This window comes from Nonomuraea sp. NPDC005692, from assembly GCF_040631115.1.
In the GTDB taxonomy this organism is placed as follows: domain Bacteria; phylum Actinomycetota; class Actinomycetes; order Streptosporangiales; family Streptosporangiaceae; genus Nonomuraea.
Genome location: NZ_JBEXYU010000021.1, coordinates 80153 through 94723 on the forward strand (window position 1 = coordinate 80153; position 14571 = coordinate 94723).

The window sequence follows — 14571 nt, forward strand, 5'->3', positions numbered from 1 at the left end:
CTATTGGCTAACCGTTAGGGGGTGAGGCCGTGCAGGACGCGGTGCTGGCGATGCTCGCCAAGGAGCCGTCGCACGGCTACGACCTGCGTGCCCGCCTGCGGCACAGCCTCGGCCCGCTGGGCGGGTCGATGAACCCCGGCCAGATCTACGTGACCCTGGCCAGGCTGGAGAAGGCCGGGCTCGTCGCCTGCGAACGGGCCGACGGCCTTCCCGAGCGGCCCGACCGCAAGGTCTACGCGCTGACCCCCGACGGCCAGCGCCGGGTGGCCGCCTGGCTCGCCGAGGTGGGCTGGCCGAAACCCGACCTGGCCGAGTTCCATCTCAAGCTCGCCGCCGCCGCCGCGGCCCGGCTGGCCGACCCGGTCGAGCTGGTGGCGGCGCAGCGCCGCGAGCTGCTGCGCCGCCTGCGCGAGGTCCAGCAGGCGGCGCTGGACGAACCGCCCGGATCACCCGCCGGCCTGCTGCTGGAAGGGGTCGTGCTGCGGTTGCGGGCCGACCTGCGCTGGCTGGACGCCTGCGAGCGCACCTGGTCCCGGGCCGAAGACGAATACGAGGGCGCATGAACGTGTTACGGGCCCGCGGCCTGGTGAAGACGCACGGCCAGGGGCAGAGCCGGGTCCACGCGGTGGACGAGGTCGACCTGGAGGTCCCCCAGGGCCAGACGCTGGCGGTGACCGGCCCGAGCGGCTGCGGGAAGTCCACCCTGCTGCACCTGCTGGGCGGCCTGGAACGGCCCACCGGCGGTGAGGTGTGGCTGGCCGGCCGGCGCGTCGACACGCTGAGCGAGCGGGCCCTGGCCCGCCTGCGACGCCGCTCGGTCGGGTTCGTCTTCCAGGCGTTCCACCTGGTGGAGGAGCTGTCGGCGGCCGAGAACGTCGAGCTGCCCGCGCTGCTGGCCGGCCGCTCGCGCCGCCAGGCCAGGCGGCGCGCCGACGCGCTGCTGGACCGGGTCGGGCTCGCCGCCCGCGCCCGGCACCTGCCCTCGCAACTGTCGGGCGGCCAGCGCCAGCGCATCGCCGTCGCCCGCGCGCTGGTCAACGACCCGCTGGTGGTGCTGGCCGACGAGCCCACCGGCAACCTCGACACCGCCGCCACCCTCGACGTGCTGCGGATCTTCGGCGAGCTGCGTTCCGCCGGGCAGACCCTCGTGATCGTCACGCACGACGAGCGGGTGGCGGCCACCGCCGACCGGCTGGTCTCGATGCGCGACGGCATGTTCGTCGACGACACCCACCTGGCCGCCGCCCACCCGCGAGGGCTGGGCGGCCTGATCGGGCTGGAGGACTGAACGTCATGGGCACCGTCGTGCTCGTCACCCGGCTGGTGCTGGCCGACGTGCGGCGGCACCGCGTCCAGGCCGCGATGCTGCTGCTCGCGGTGACCGTGGCCACCGCGACGATGGCCCTGGGCCTGTCCCTGGGCGACGCCAGCCGCTCGCTGTACGAGCAGACCCGCGCGGCCACCGCCGGGCCGGACGTGGTGGCGCTGTCCGGCGGCTCGGGCCGCGCGGCGACCTCCGCCCTGGCCGCGCTGGCGGACGACCCCGACGTGGTCGCCCACCACGGCCCCTACCGCATCGTCTACGCCGACCTCACCGCCCGCGGCTCGACGTCGTCCCAGGTGGTGGTGCACGGCTTCGCCGAGCGGCCCGGCCCGGTCAACCGGCCGCTGGTGACCTCGGGCCGGTGGGTGCGTCCCGGCGGCGCCGTCCTCGAACGCGGCTTCGCCACCGCCCTGGGCGTCGGCGTCGGCGACCGCGTCACCGTCGCCGGCCGGCCGTACCCCGTCGTCGGGATCGCCGTCACCGCGGCCACTTCCGTCTACCCCTGGGCCGCGCAGATCGGGCCGGGCGGCGGCCCCAGCGACTACGGCGGCCTGGCCTGGCTGACCAGCTCGGACGCCCGGACGCTGGCCTCCTCCCGGCACCTGCCGGTCACCACGGCCATCGACCTCAAGTTGCGCGACCCCGCCGCCACCGAGGCGTTCCGCGACGCGCACCGCGACCCGGACCTGCGGGTCAACTTCCACTCCTGGCAGTTCACGGCCGCGCAGGACACCGTCATACTCAAGGACAGCCAGCCGATCCTGGTGGTCGGGAGCTGGCTGCTCAGCTTCCTGGCCGTCACCGGCGTCGCGGCGCTGGCCGCCGGGCGCGCCGCCGCGCAGACGCGCCGGGCCGGGCTGCTCAAGGCCGTCGGCGCCACCCCCGGGCTGATCGCCACCGTCCTGCTCACCGAGTACCTGGCGCTCGCGCTGGCCGGCGACGCGCTGGGGCTGGCGATCGCCCGCCTGACCGCGCCCGCCCTGGCCGGCCCCACGGCCAGCAGGATCGGCGACGCGGCCGAGCTCGGCGGCTCCGTCGTCGTCACCGCGACCGTCCTGGCCGTGGCGGTCGCGGTGCTGTCCACGCTGCGTCCCACGCTGCGCGCCATGCGCACGGCCACCGTCACGGCGCTGTCGGCGACCGCGCGCCCGCCCCGTCACCGGCCCTGGATCACCGCCCTGTCGGCGCTGCTGCCCACGCCGCTCCTGCTCGGGCTGCGGCTGACCGCCCGCCGCCCCGGCCGGGCGGTGCTCCAGGCGTGCTCCACCGCCACCACGGTGATCGCGATGGTCGCCCTGCTGACCCTCCACGTCCAGCCGGAGCGGGGCTACGGCCTGGACGGCTCATCCGTCCTGCCCAACCTGCGCGGCATACAGGACCGGCGGCTGATGCTCGCCGTCACCGTGCTGCTGATCGTCCTGGCCGTCGTGAACACCGTCACGCTCACCTGGACCACCGCCATGGAGGCGCGCGCCACCATGGCCGTCGCCCGCACGCTCGGCGCCACCCCCGGGCAGGTCGCCGCGGGCCTGTCCAGCGCCCAGCTGCTGCCCAGCCTGCCCGGCGCCGTCGTCGGCGTCCCCCTGGGCCTCGGCCTGCTCTCGCTCTTCGCGGCCGGGAACTCGGTGCAGGCGCCCTTGTCCTGGCTGGCCGCGGCCGCGGCGGCCACCCTCCTGACGACCGCGGCGTTCGTCGCCCTGCCCGCCCGGCTGGCCGCCCGCCGGCCCGTGGCCCAGGCACTCAGCGCCGAGACCGCGTGACCGGCCGCGCGCGAACCCGGTGGACGGCTTCCGTGATCTCCGGCTAGGGTGTGGCGCGTGTCCGGTCCCGAGGCGTCAAGACGCTAGCCACCGATCGTCGGTGGCTTCTCGTGATGTCATGCGGCCGCGCCGTCCCTGAGACGGCGCGCCCTTCCGTCATCCGATCACCTTCGTCCGGACCGGTTCCTCCCGGCTGTTCCGCCACCGTCGTGGCGTCGAACCCGGGCCTTTCTCCCTCGCGGTAGCGCCCGCGCCCTCGTTGTGCCGCCGGCGCGCCGCGTTCCTTCGTGCTGCCTTTTGGAGTACCGCTCGTGCCTTTCGCCATCTACGTTCTCGGGCTGGCCGTGTTCGCCCAGGGAACGTCGGAGTTCATGCTGTCCGGGCTGGTCCCGGCCATCGCCGCCGACCTGGGCGTGTCCGTCCCGGCCGCCGGCGCGCTGACGTCCGCGTTCGCCGCGGGCATGGTCGTCGGGGCGCCGCTCATGGCGCTGCTCAGCCTGCGCTGGCCACGCCGGCAGGCGCTGCTCGTCTTCCTCGTCGCGTTCGTGCTCGTGCACGTGGCGGGCGCGCTCACCACCGACTTCGCCGTGCTGCTGGCCACCCGCGTCCTCGGGGCGCTGGCCAACGCCGGTTTCCTCGCCGTGGGCCTGGCGACGGCGGCCGGCATGGTCGCCCCCGACGCCAAGGGACGGGCCACGTCCGTCCTGCTCGGCGGCATCACGCTGGCGTGCGTCGCCGGGGTGCCCGCGGGCGCCGTGCTCGGCCAGGCGTTCGGCTGGCGGTCGGCGTTCTGGGCGGTGGCGCTGGTCTCGCTGCCGGCCGTTCTCGCCGTCGTGCGGTCGGTGCAGGCCGGCGGGCAGGAGAGCGCCCGTCCGCGCGCCCGGCACGAGCTGCGGGCGCTGCGCGAGCCGCGCCTGCTGGTCGCGCTGGCGCTGGGCGCGCTGGTCAACGCCGCCACCTTCTGCACCTTCACCTACCTGTCGCCGCTGGTCACCGAGGTGAGCGGCGTCTCCGACGGGTGGGTGCCGGTGCTGCTCGCGCTGTTCGGGCTGGGGTCGTTCGCCGGGGTGACCGCCGCGGGCCGGCTGTCCGACGCGCGGCCGGCGCTGGTCCTGGTCGCGGGCGGGCTCGCGCTGCCGGCCGGGTGGGCGCTGTTCGCGTCCGCGGCGGGTGTTCCGGTCGTGGCGTTCGTGCTGGTCTTCGTGCAGGGCGCGCTGTCCTTCGCGGTCGGCTCGACCCTGATCGCCCGCGTCCTGTACGCGGCCGCCGCGGCGCCCTCGCTCGGCGGCTCCTTCGCCACGGCGGCGCTCAACGTGGGGGCCACCGCGGGCCCGGCGCTCGGCGGCGCGGCCATCGCCGCCGGGCTCGGCTACCGGTCGGCGCCGTGGGTCAGCGCCCTGCTGGTGGTCGTGGCGCTCGCCGTGGCGGCCCTCGTCCACAGGTCGTCGGCGAGCGTCACGGCGCGCTGACCGGGGGCGGGAAGATGGTCCGGCGGCAGTGAGCAGGTGCGGTCGCCGGGCATGCTCTCGTGGATGCGATGGCATGCCCGGCGGTCGTGTCGCTGTTGCGCAGCCAGACCGGGCTTCAGGGTGGCATATGCGGAAGGTAGGGTGTGGGCTTGTGACGACGTTCCGGATCAGCGAGGCCGCGGCGCTGCTCGGGGTCAGCTCCGACACCGTCCGGCGGTGGGTCGACGCGGGCCGGCTGGCGGCCGAACGCGACGAGCACGGCCACCGGCGGGTCGACGGCGCCGATCTGGCGGCCTTCGCCCGTTCGCAGATCGAGAGCGACGGCGAGGGCGGCCGTTCCTCGGCGCGCAACCGCTTCCGCGGGATCGTGACCGAGGTGATCCGCGACGCGGTGATGGCCCAGGTGGAGATCGCCGCCGGGCCGTTCCGCGTGGTGTCGCTGATGAGCCGGCAGGCGGCCGACGAGCTGGGCCTGCAGGTGGGGGTGGTGGCGGTCGCCGTGATCAAGTCCACCAACGTCGTCGTGGAGATCCCCGGCCACGAGCGCGTGGCCAGTCAGGTGTGAGGAGCCCCCCTTGGTGTTCAGGCGTCTTTCCCGATGGACGATCGCCCTGCCCGTCGCGTTCGCGCTGGCCGGCCTGGCCGGCTGTGGCTCGGGCGGGCCGGCCACGTCCGCCTCGTCCGCTTCCGCCGCGTCCGCCGGTGGGGGCGCCGGGGAGGTGACGGTGTTCGCGGCGGCCTCGCTGACCGGCACGTTCACCGAGCTGGGCAAGAGCTTCGAGAGCGCCCATCCGGGCACGACGGTGAGGTTCAACTTCGGCTCCAGCGCCACCCTGGCCCAGCAGATCGTCCAGGGCGCTCCGGCCGACGTGTTCGCCGCCGCCAGCCCGGCCACCATGAAGACGGTCACCGACGCCTCCCTCGCGGGCGCCCCGGCCACGTTCGTCCGCAACAAGCTGCAGATCGCGGTGCCCGCCGCCAACCCGGCCAAGGTCGACGAGCTCAAGGACCTGGCCGACCCCGCGGTGAAGGTGGCGCTCTGCGCCGAGCAGGTGCCGTGCGGGGCCGCCGCGGTCAAGGCGCTCGGCGCGGCCGGCCTCAAGGTCCAGCCGGTGACCCTGGAGCAGGACGTCAAGGCCACGCTCACCAAGGTGCAGCTGGGCGAGGTGGACGCCGCGCTGGTCTACCGGACCGACGTGATCGCCTCCGGCGGCAAGGTGACCGGCATCGACTTCCCCGAGGCCGCCCAGGCGATCAACGACTACCCGATCGCGGCCCTGACCAAGGCCCCCGCCGGTGACCTGGCCAAGCAGTTCGTCGACCTGGTGCTGTCCCAGCAGGGCAAGGACGTCCTGGCCAAGGCCGGTTTCGAGGCCCCGTGACCGTTCGCTCCCGACGTCCCGGCCCGGTGGAGCCGCCCGGCGGGCGTCCGGTCGCGGGCCGTGAGATCTCGGGGCGGGCGCCGTGGATGCTGGTCGTGCCCGCGCTGGCGGGGCTGGCGTTCCTGGTGCTGCCGCTGGCCGGGCTGCTGATCCGGGCCCCCTGGTCCACGCTGCTCCGGCGGCTGGCCGAGCCGCACGTGCTGGAGGCGCTGCGGTTGTCGCTGCTCTGCGCCACCGTCGCCACGGCCTTCTGCCTGCTGCTCGGCGTGCCGCTGGCCTGGCTGCTGGCCCGGGTGTCGTTCCCGGGGCGGCGGCTGGTGCGCGCGCTGGTCACCGTGCCGCTGGTGCTGCCGCCGGTGGTCGGCGGCGTGGCGCTGCTGCTGGTGCTGGGGCGGCGCGGCCTGGCCGGTCAGTGGCTGGAGTCCGCCTTCGGCATCACGCTGCCGTTCACGACGGCCGGTGTGATCGTCGCCGAGGCGTTCGTCGCGATGCCCTTCCTGGTGATCAGCGTGGAGGGCGCGCTGCGCGGCGCCGACCAGCGCTTCGAGGAGGCCGCCGCGACGCTCGGCGCCTCCCGCTGGACGGTCTTCCGCCGGGTGACGCTGCCCATGGTGATGCCGGGCGTGGTGGCCGGGGCCGTGTTGTGCTGGGCGCGGGCGCTGGGCGAGTTCGGGGCGACGATCACGTTCGCCGGCAACTTCCCCGGCACCACCCGCACGATGCCGCTGGCGGTCTACCTGGCGCTGGAGACCGAGCCGGAGGCGGCGATCGTGCTCAGCCTGGTGCTGCTGGCCGTCTCGGTGGTCATCCTGGCCAGCCTGCGCGACCGGTGGGTGAGCGCGCCGTGACCCTCGACGCACGTCTGGTGGTCACCCGGCCGGCCTTCACCCTCGACGTCTCCCTGCGGGTCGCCGCCGGCGAGGTGGTGGCGCTGCTCGGCCCCAACGGCGCCGGCAAGACCACCGCCCTGCGCGCCCTGGCCGGGCTCACCCCGATGACCGGCGGGCGGATCAGCCTGCGCGGCGCGCCGCTGCACACGCTGCCCGCCGAGGGCCGCCCGATCGGCATGGTCTTCCAGGACTACCTGCTCTTCCCGCACCTGTCGGCGCTCGACAACGTCGCCTTCGGGCCGCGCTGCCAGGGCGTGCCCAAGGCCGAGGCCCGCCGGACGGCCGCCGCCCTGCTGGAGCGGGTGGGCCTCGCCGCCCACGCCGCGGCCAGGCCGCGGCGGCTGTCCGGCGGGCAGGCGCAGCGGGTCGCGCTCGCCCGCGCGCTGGCCGTACGGCCCGAGCTGCTGCTGCTGGACGAGCCGCTGGCCGCGCTCGACGCCCACACCCGGCTGGAGATCCGCTCCCAGCTCCGCCGCCACCTGGCCGACTTCGCGGGCGCCACCGTGCTGGTCACCCACGACCCGCTCGACGCGATGGTGCTGGCCGACCGGCTGATCGTCATCGAGCACGGCACGGTCGTGCAGGAGGGCCCGCCGGCCGAGGTCGCCCGCCATCCGCGCACCGACTACGTGGCCCGTCTGGTCGGGCTCAACCTCTATCGCGGCGTGGCCGAGGGCGTGCGGGTCAAGGTCGGCGAGGTGTTGCTGCACACGTCGGAGGAGCTCGACGGGCCGGCGTTCGTGGCCTTCCCGCCCGCCGCCGTGGCGTTGTACCGCAGCCGCCCCGACGGCAGCCCGCGCAACCTGTGGCACGCCCGGATCGAGGGCATCGAACGGCACGGCGACAACGTGCGCGTGCACCTCGACGGCCCCCTGACGGCCTTCGCCGACATCACCCCCGCCGCCGTCGCCGACCTCGACCTGACCCCCGGCCAGCGGATCTGGGCCTCCGTCAAGGCCACCGAGACGCACGCCTACCCGGCCTGAACGCCCTGATCCCACAACCGGTCGTCCACGCCGACCCGGATGCCGGTGACGCCGCTGACGTGCCGGCCGCCGCACCGGTCACCCGGCAGCACCAGGTGCGGCCCCTGCTCGTCGAGGGCCCGGCAGTCCATGCCGACGGCCAGCATCGCGGGTGTGTTGCCGAACTCCGGGTCGAGCTCACCCCACGACAACACCGCGCGGTGACCGTCGCGGCCGAGCACCGAGATCAGGAAACGCAGCCGGCTCTTGCGCTCGGCGGGGTCGAACAGCGGCCCGGCCGCGTGCAGCACGTCGATGAGCAGCGGCCCGGCGAAGTAGTGACGTCGCGGCCCGGAGCTGCGGCACTCGAAGCTGACGGTGGTCTCGCGCTGCGGCATCGACCGGAGCGCGGCCATGCTCAGCTCGACCGGCACGCGACGCCAGACGGCCGAAAGTCCTTGCTGTTTCAGGAGGACGGGTCGACGTACGTGATCTCCTGGATGGCGGCGACGTCGGCGAAGCCGGCGATCGTCAGGACGGGTTCGAGCAGCGGGTTGGCGATGAGCCGGATCCGCTCGGCGTGCGTGAACAGCACGGTCAGGCCCGCGCTGTCCAGGTACTCCACCTCGCTCAGGTCGACGAGCACCATGCTCTCGCCGGTTCGGGCCAGCGCCTCCTCCAGGGCCCCGGCGTTGCTCATGTCGATCTCGCCGGCGGCGGCCACGACCTGGGTGCCGTCCGGCCGCGTCGAGGCCGCGAGGGTCAGAGGGGTGGTCATGAGCTGATCCTCGCATGCATGTCGACGGTGGTACCGGCCGCGCCGGGTTCGATGGTGACCTCGTTCATCAGGGCGCGCATGAGCGCCACGCCGCGGCCCCGGTGCGGGTTCGCCTCGGGCTCCGGAGGCTTCCAGCGGCCGGTGTCGGCGACGGTGAGCCGCAGGTCGCCGGGGGTCGCGACGGCCCGCAGGCGGATCGTCCGGCCGGGGGCGTTGCGGTGGCCGTGCTCAATGGCGTTGGCGCACGCCTCCCCCGCCGCCACGAGCACGTTCTGCACCAGCGAAGGGGTGAGCTGGCAGCGGGCCAGCCACTCCCGCAGGGCCGAGCGCACGGGGGCGAGCTGGCTCGACTCGGCCGGGAAGTCCACCTCCAGCGGGGCGGGCTGGCGGTAGAGCAGCAGCGCGACGTCGTCGTTGAAGCCGCCGTCCGGGGTGAGGGAGGCCATGACGTCGCCGGCCAGCTCCTCGATCGGGGTGGACCGCCCGACCTGGACGGCGGCGCTGGCCTCGCCGATGCCCGCGGTCAGCGGACGCCGCCGCCGCTCCACCAGCCCGTCGGTGTAGAGCAGCAGGGTGGACCTGGCCGGCATGGTGCACCGGGCCTCGGTGCGCCCGCGGGCCGACCGTACGGCCAGCGGGGTCGAGCGGCCGCCCTCCAGCAGCTCGGTGGTGCCGTCGGCGTGGGCCAGGATGCCGGGGGGATGCCCGGCGCTGGAGTAGACGAGGTCGCCGGTGGCGGTGTCCAGGACGCCGCAGAAGACGGTGGTGCACTTGGCGCCCGGGATGAGGGCGGCGAACCGGTCGAGCGCGGTGAACACCTGGGCCGGCCCGGCGTCCTGGAGCAGCAGGGCCCGGCAGGCGCTGCGCAGCTGCCCCATGACGGCCGCGGCCTGCAGCCCGCGCCCCACGCAGTCGCCGACGACGATCCCGATGCGCTCGTCGGCCAGCGGCACGATGTCGTACCAGTCGCCGCCGACCTCCAGCGGGCTGGTGGCCGGCTCGTAGCGCACGGCGAAGCCGCTGGGCAGCCGGGACGGGCCGAGGATGGCGCGCTGGAGCGCCACGGCCGCCTCACGCTGCTGGTCGAGCTGGTGCACCCGGTGCAGGGCCTGGCCCAGGTGGCCGGCCAGCAGCGCCAGCAGGGTCTGGTCCTCGTGGGTGAACGGCCGGTTCTGGCCCAGGTCGATCCAGACGGCGAGCAGGCCCTCGGGATGCTCCAGGGTGATGCCGGCCCCGTCCCCCTCGGAGGCGACGGCCCGCAGGGGCGGCTGCCCGCGCAGGCCCGTGAGCTTGGCCCGCACCTGTTCCGGCAGGTCCTGCCAGGTCGGGCCGGACGGGGTGGTGACCAGGCCGGGGGAACCGTCCTCGTCCCAGACGACGGCCGTGACCTGCCGGGCGCGCCAGACCTCCTGCAGCGCGTCCAGCCCGCCGGCCAGGGCGTCGTTCAGGTTGCCGGCCTGCGAGACGCGCAGGCCGAGCGCGGCGAGCGCGCTCTCGCGCTGCACGAGGTAGTGCTCGGCGGTCACGTCGCGCAGGGTGCCGACGACGCGGCGCCGCCGGGTGCCGGGGTCGGTGACCGAGTTGAACGTGACCGCGACCCACACCTGGTGCCCGTCACGGTGGGTGACGGGGATGACCGCGCTGCCCCTGCCTTCGCCGACGAGCCGCCCGAACGCCTCGGCGACCAGGCCGTGGGCCTGCGGGTCGCGCTCCTCGTCCGGCCACCAGGGGTGCCGGGGCCGGTAGGGCAGGCCGTCGGGGCCGTAGCCGAGGATGTCGGTGAACGCCGAGTTGATCTCGATCACCACGCCGTCCTCGTCGGTGACGAAGAACGCCTCCTGCAAGGAGTCGATCATGGCGTTGCGCCAGCGGGTGTGGTGGTTGCGCATCCGCGCCAGCTCCACGTTGGCCCGCGCCCGCGCCAGCAGCTCGGCGGCGGAGAACGGCTTGACCAGGTAATCGTCGGCGCCCGCCGCCAGGCCCTCGATCGAGGCCTCCTGCCCCGCGCGCGCCGACAGCAGCAGCACCGGCACCCCGGCGGTACGCGGATCGGCCCGCAGGGCGGCGACCAGGGCCAGGCCGTCCAGGCGCGGCATCATCACGTCGCTGACCACGAGGTCGGGCTCCTCGGCGTGCACGGCGTCGAGCGCCTGGAGACCGTCGCCGACGGCGGTGACGTGGTAGCCGGCGCCCTTGAGCAGCCGGACGAGGTACTCGCGCATGTCCCGGTTGTCGTCGGCGATCAGCACCCGGGCCGGCGGGCCGCCGCTCGGGCCCGGCGAGCCGCCGCCGTCCGCCGAGACGTCCGAGGACGTCCCCGCACCGGTGACGTCGTCCTCGGGCAGCCAGCGCAGCGCCTCCTGAACGAACGGCTCGGCGCCGGACGAGACCGCCTCCGCCGGGCGGGCCGGCACCAGGCTCCCGGCCGGAAGGTGGTCGGCGCCGAAGGGCAGCCGGATGGTGAACGTCGTGCCCTTCTCCTCGGCGCTCTCGGCCGTGATCGTGCCGCCGTGCAGGCCGACGAGCTCCTGGACGAGAGCCAGCCCGATGCCGCTGCCCTCGTTGGAGCGCGAGCGGGCGCTCTCGATCCGGTGGAACCGTTCGAACAGGCGCGGCAGCTCCTCGGCCGGGACGCCGATGCCCGTGTCGGAGACGGTCACCACGGCCTGCCCGTCCCGCACGCCCACCTGGACGGCGATCGAGCCGTCGAAGGTGAACTTCAGCGCGTTGCTCAGCAGGTTGAGCACGACCTTCTCCCACATGGTCCGGTCGATGTAGACCGGCTCGTCCAGCGGCGGGCAGTCCACCTGGAAGGACAGGCCGGCCTTGTCGACCGCCGAGCGGAAGACGCTGGCCAGGTCGGCGGTCACCGCCGCCAGGTCGACCGGCTCGTAGCGGGCCTGCATGCGGCCGGCCTCGATCCGGGAGAAGTCGAGCAGCGTGTTGACGAGCCTGCCCAGGCGCAGGGCGTTGCGGTGGACGACCTCCAGGTCCTGGCGCACCTCGGGGGCGGCCCCGGCCAGCGTGTTCCGCAGCTCCTGCACCGGGCCCATGATCAGGGTGAGCGGCGTGCGGAACTCGTGGCTGATGTTGGAGAAGAAGACGGTCTTCGCCCGGTCGAGCTCGGCCAGCTCCTCGGCCCGCCGCTGCTGGGCCTGGTAGCTGCGGGCCGAGGAGATGCCGGTGGCGACGTGCCCGGCGGCCAGCTCGACGAACCCGCGGTAGCCGTCGTCCAGGGCGCGGTAGCGGTTGAGCGCGGCCACCAGGAACCCGTACGGCCTGCCTCCCTGCTGCGGCAGCGGCGCCACCAGCGCGTGCGTGGGCGGCTCCGGCCAGTTTCCGGGCGGCAGCCCGGCGTACGGGGCGGTGTCGAGCGCCACGAGTGCCGGCTCGCCGCGGGCCGGGGCCTGGACCGGCCACACCGCGTCCGGGTCGCCGGGCGAGATGACGGCCGGGGCCGCCGGATGCCCGGCGGGCAGGCCGGTCGACCCGGCCAGCCGCGCCCGGCCGTCGCCGTCGAACAGGTACGTCAGGGTGAAGGGCAGGTCCTGGAGGTTGCGGCCGAGCTGGCGGCAGGCGAAGGCGAGCATCTCCTGTTCGGTGCGGACCACGCTGGGGTCGGAGCCGAGATCGCGCAGGGTGGCCATGCGGCGTTCGCCGATGACCCGCTCGGTCTCCTCGCTGACCACGCAGAGCATGCCGATCACCGAGCCGTGGTCGTCGCGCAGCGGGCTGTAGGAGAAGGTGTGGTACGTCTCCTCCGGGTAGCCGGCCCGCTCCAGGAACAGCAGCAGCGCCTCGTCCCAGGTCGCCTTCCCGGTGGCCAGGACGGTGTCGATCCGCGGGCCGATGTCGCCCCAGATCTCCGCCCACACCTCGCGGGCCGGCCGGCCCAGCGCCCACGGGTACTTCTGGCCCAGCGTGTCGCGGCGGTAGGCGGCGTTGCAGAAGAACGTCAGCTCCGGCCCCCAGGCCATCCACATGGAGAAGCGGGACGACAGCAGGATGCTGACCGCCGTCTGGAGGCTCTGCGGCCAGTGCTCCGGACGGCCGAGCGGGGTCGCCTCCCAGTCGACCTCGGCCAGGTCGCGGCCGACCTCGTCGTCCACGGTGAAGATCCCGGCACCGGCCGCCGCCGCGGGCCGCCGCTCACCGTGGTCGTCGTGTGTCATCCGGCTCCCCCCTAGTTCGCTGCGGGCGCGTCTACCCCGCGTCGCGCCGGTGATGCCGTCGCGGCTGTGGACCGGCAGGTCAGGTACCACCTCGACCGTAGGTAGAATAGGGCAAATCACTCCGGGGGTCGGGCCTCCGCCCCTGCTCGGCGCGTGTGCCGGCGGAGCGAGCGGAAGGAGCCGGACGTCAGCACCGCCGATGAGACGCACCGCGCGGCGGCCCGCCGACGGCACGAACTCCCCGCCGTGCCGGGCCAGGCGACGCTGGACCGGGTGGCCTCGCTGGCGGCGCGCATGTTCCACGCTCCCATCGCGACCGTGACGTTCGCCGGTGACGACGGGGTGCGCCGGGTGGCCGCCCACGGCACGCCGGCCGGCCCGTTCCCCGGCGGCTCGGAGGAGAGCCTGTACGCCGCCGTGCTCGCGCGCGGCGAGGTGTGCGTGATCCCGGACGTCACGGCCGACCCGGCGGTGGCCGCCGATCCGCCCGGCGGGACCGGCGTGCGCTTCTTCGCGGCGGCCCCGATCACCGTCCCCGACGGCCGCTGTGTGGGCAGCGTCAACGTCATGGACGTCCGTCCCCGGCAGGCCGCGGCCGAGGACGTGAGCGCCCTGCGGGACCTGGCCGCCCTGGTCATGGACGAGCTGGAGCTGCGCCAGGCCGCCTCGCGCACCCTGGCCACCGAGCGGGGGCTGCGCGCCGACGCCGAGCGCCTGGCGCGCACCCTGCAGCAGACGCTCGTCCCGCACACCCTGCCGGAGGTGCCGGGCCTGCGCGCGGCCGCCGCCTACCACCCCGTCTCGGTGGACGAGGTGGGCGGCGACTTCTACGACCTGTTCCCGCTCGACGGCAACCGCTGGGCGTTCTTCCTCGGGGACGTCTGCGGCAAGGGCGCCGACGCGGCCGTGCTGACCTCGCTCGTCCGCTACACCCTGCGCGCCGCCGCCGTCTACGACCCCGACCCGTGCGCGGTGCTGGCCAACCTGGACGCGGTCCTGCAGCAGGAGCACGCCGGTCAGGTCATGCCGCCGCCGTACTGCACGGCGGTCTTCGGGGTGCTCGACCCCGTGGACGGCGGCTTCGAGCTCACCCTGGCGGGCGGTGGGCATCCGCCCTCGCTGGTGGTGCGCGCCGGGGGCGCCGTCGAGGCCGTCCATCCCGAGGGCGGCCAGCTCATCGGCATCCTGCGCGACCCGTACTTCGCCCAGGTGAGCACCCGTCTGGGGCCCGGCGACGCCCTCCTGCTCTACACCGACGGCCTGACCGAGGCGCGCACCGGCACCGGGGCCAGGCTCGACGAGGAGGGCCTGGCCGCCTACCTGGCCGCCGCCGCCCCCACCAGCGCCGACGGCCTGCTGGCCGCGGTGCACAAACTGATCACGACCCTCGGCGACGGCGTGTCGGACGACACCGCGGTGCTCGCCCTGTCCGTCCCCGCCCGCTCGACGGGCGTCTCTTCTGAGGAGCCCCAGTGCAGCACGACCACGGTCTGACCATCGCCTCCCGGCCCCATTCGGCGCGCATCCGCATCCTCGCGGTGGCCGGCGACCTCGACCACCACACCTCCCCCCGCCTGCACGAGGCCCTGGACGAGCTCGGCCTCGCGCCGGGCGACGGCCTGGTGATCGAGATGTCGGGGCTGCGGTTCTGCGACTCCACCGGCATCTCCGTGCTGGTCAGCGCCCATCAGCGGGCCCAGGACGCGGGCGCCGGCCTGGCGCTGGCCGGGCTCAGCCCGGACATCGAGCACGCGTTCAAGATCATGGGGCTGACCCGCCTGCTGTCCTTCCACGACGACGTCGACAAGGCCGTCGCCGCCCTGCAGTGAGG

The 14571-nt window shown here is 74.9% G+C and carries 13 protein-coding genes; 10 read left to right on the forward strand and 3 right to left on the reverse strand.

The features are described from left to right. Positions 1 to 29 precede the first annotated feature (29 nt). From ABZ459_RS33765 to ABZ459_RS33800, 8 genes are all read left to right on the forward strand, one after another. Positions 30 to 563, forward strand: a complete 534-nt coding sequence (locus ABZ459_RS33765) for a PadR family transcriptional regulator (protein ID WP_357979089.1) — start codon at positions 30 to 32, stop codon at positions 561 to 563. Further along, positions 560 to 1288, forward strand: a complete 729-nt coding sequence (locus ABZ459_RS33770; RefSeq protein WP_357979091.1) for an ABC transporter ATP-binding protein — start codon at positions 560 to 562, stop codon at positions 1286 to 1288. The genes ABZ459_RS33765 and ABZ459_RS33770 overlap by 4 nt, the downstream gene beginning before the upstream one ends. 5 nt (positions 1289 to 1293) lie before the next feature. Beyond that, complete coding sequence (locus ABZ459_RS33775) at positions 1294 to 3084, forward strand: FtsX-like permease family protein (RefSeq protein ID WP_357979093.1); 1791 nt, start codon at positions 1294 to 1296, stop codon at positions 3082 to 3084. 311 nt (positions 3085 to 3395) lie between these two features. Beyond that, positions 3396 to 4553 carry a Cmx/CmrA family chloramphenicol efflux MFS transporter gene (locus tag ABZ459_RS33780; protein ID WP_357979095.1) on the forward strand — a complete coding sequence of 386 codons (1158 nt, stop codon included), beginning with the start codon at positions 3396 to 3398 and terminating at the stop codon, positions 4551 to 4553. A 151-nt stretch (positions 4554 to 4704) separates the two neighbouring features. Continuing rightward, positions 4705 to 5118 carry a helix-turn-helix transcriptional regulator gene (locus ABZ459_RS33785; RefSeq protein WP_357979097.1) on the forward strand — a complete coding sequence of 138 codons (414 nt, stop codon included), beginning with the start codon at positions 4705 to 4707 and terminating at the stop codon, positions 5116 to 5118. 10 nt (positions 5119 to 5128) lie between these two features. Beyond that, positions 5129 to 5935 (forward strand): molybdate ABC transporter substrate-binding protein, encoded by an 807-nt coding sequence (gene modA, locus ABZ459_RS33790; protein ID WP_357979099.1) that lies wholly within the window; start codon positions 5129 to 5131, stop codon positions 5933 to 5935. Between the two features lie 86 nt (positions 5936 to 6021). After that, positions 6022 to 6783 (forward strand): ABC transporter permease, encoded by a 762-nt coding sequence (locus ABZ459_RS33795; protein WP_357979290.1) that lies wholly within the window; start codon positions 6022 to 6024, stop codon positions 6781 to 6783. Further along, the gene (locus ABZ459_RS33800) at positions 6780 to 7811 is read left to right on the forward strand and encodes an ABC transporter ATP-binding protein (protein ID WP_357979101.1); all 1032 of its coding nucleotides are present in this window, start codon (positions 6780 to 6782) and stop codon (positions 7809 to 7811) included. Before ABZ459_RS33795 ends, ABZ459_RS33800 begins: the two co-directional genes overlap by 4 nt. Here ABZ459_RS33800 and ABZ459_RS33805 read toward each other — a convergent pair. The 3 genes from ABZ459_RS33805 to ABZ459_RS33815 are packed head-to-tail and all read right to left on the reverse strand — an operon-like array spanning position 7799 to position 12740. Further along, entirely contained in the window at positions 7799 to 8206 is a 408-nt protein-coding gene (locus tag ABZ459_RS33805; RefSeq protein WP_357979103.1) for a hypothetical protein, read from the reverse strand. The two genes, ABZ459_RS33800 and ABZ459_RS33805, sit on opposite strands and share 13 nt — an antisense overlap. Before the next feature lie 50 nt (positions 8207 to 8256). Then, a complete protein-coding gene (locus ABZ459_RS33810) occupies positions 8257 to 8568 on the reverse strand; it encodes an STAS domain-containing protein (RefSeq protein ID WP_357979105.1) in 312 nt (103 codons plus the stop codon). Continuing rightward, complete coding sequence (locus tag ABZ459_RS33815) at positions 8565 to 12740, reverse strand: SpoIIE family protein phosphatase (protein WP_357979107.1); 4176 nt, start codon at positions 12738 to 12740, stop codon at positions 8565 to 8567. The genes ABZ459_RS33810 and ABZ459_RS33815 overlap by 4 nt, the downstream gene beginning before the upstream one ends. A gap of 153 nt (positions 12741 to 12893) precedes the next feature. On the opposite strand from ABZ459_RS33815, the gene ABZ459_RS33820 reads away from it, so the two are divergent. Together ABZ459_RS33820 and ABZ459_RS33825 are read left to right on the forward strand one after the other, a co-directional pair. Beyond that, positions 12894 to 14234, forward strand: coding sequence for a GAF domain-containing SpoIIE family protein phosphatase (locus tag ABZ459_RS33820; protein ID WP_357979109.1), 1341 nt, complete (start codon positions 12894 to 12896; stop codon positions 14232 to 14234). Beyond that, complete coding sequence (locus ABZ459_RS33825) at positions 14213 to 14569, forward strand: STAS domain-containing protein (RefSeq protein WP_357979111.1); 357 nt, start codon at positions 14213 to 14215, stop codon at positions 14567 to 14569. Before ABZ459_RS33820 ends, ABZ459_RS33825 begins: the two co-directional genes overlap by 22 nt. Positions 14570 to 14571: the final 2 nt, after the last annotated feature.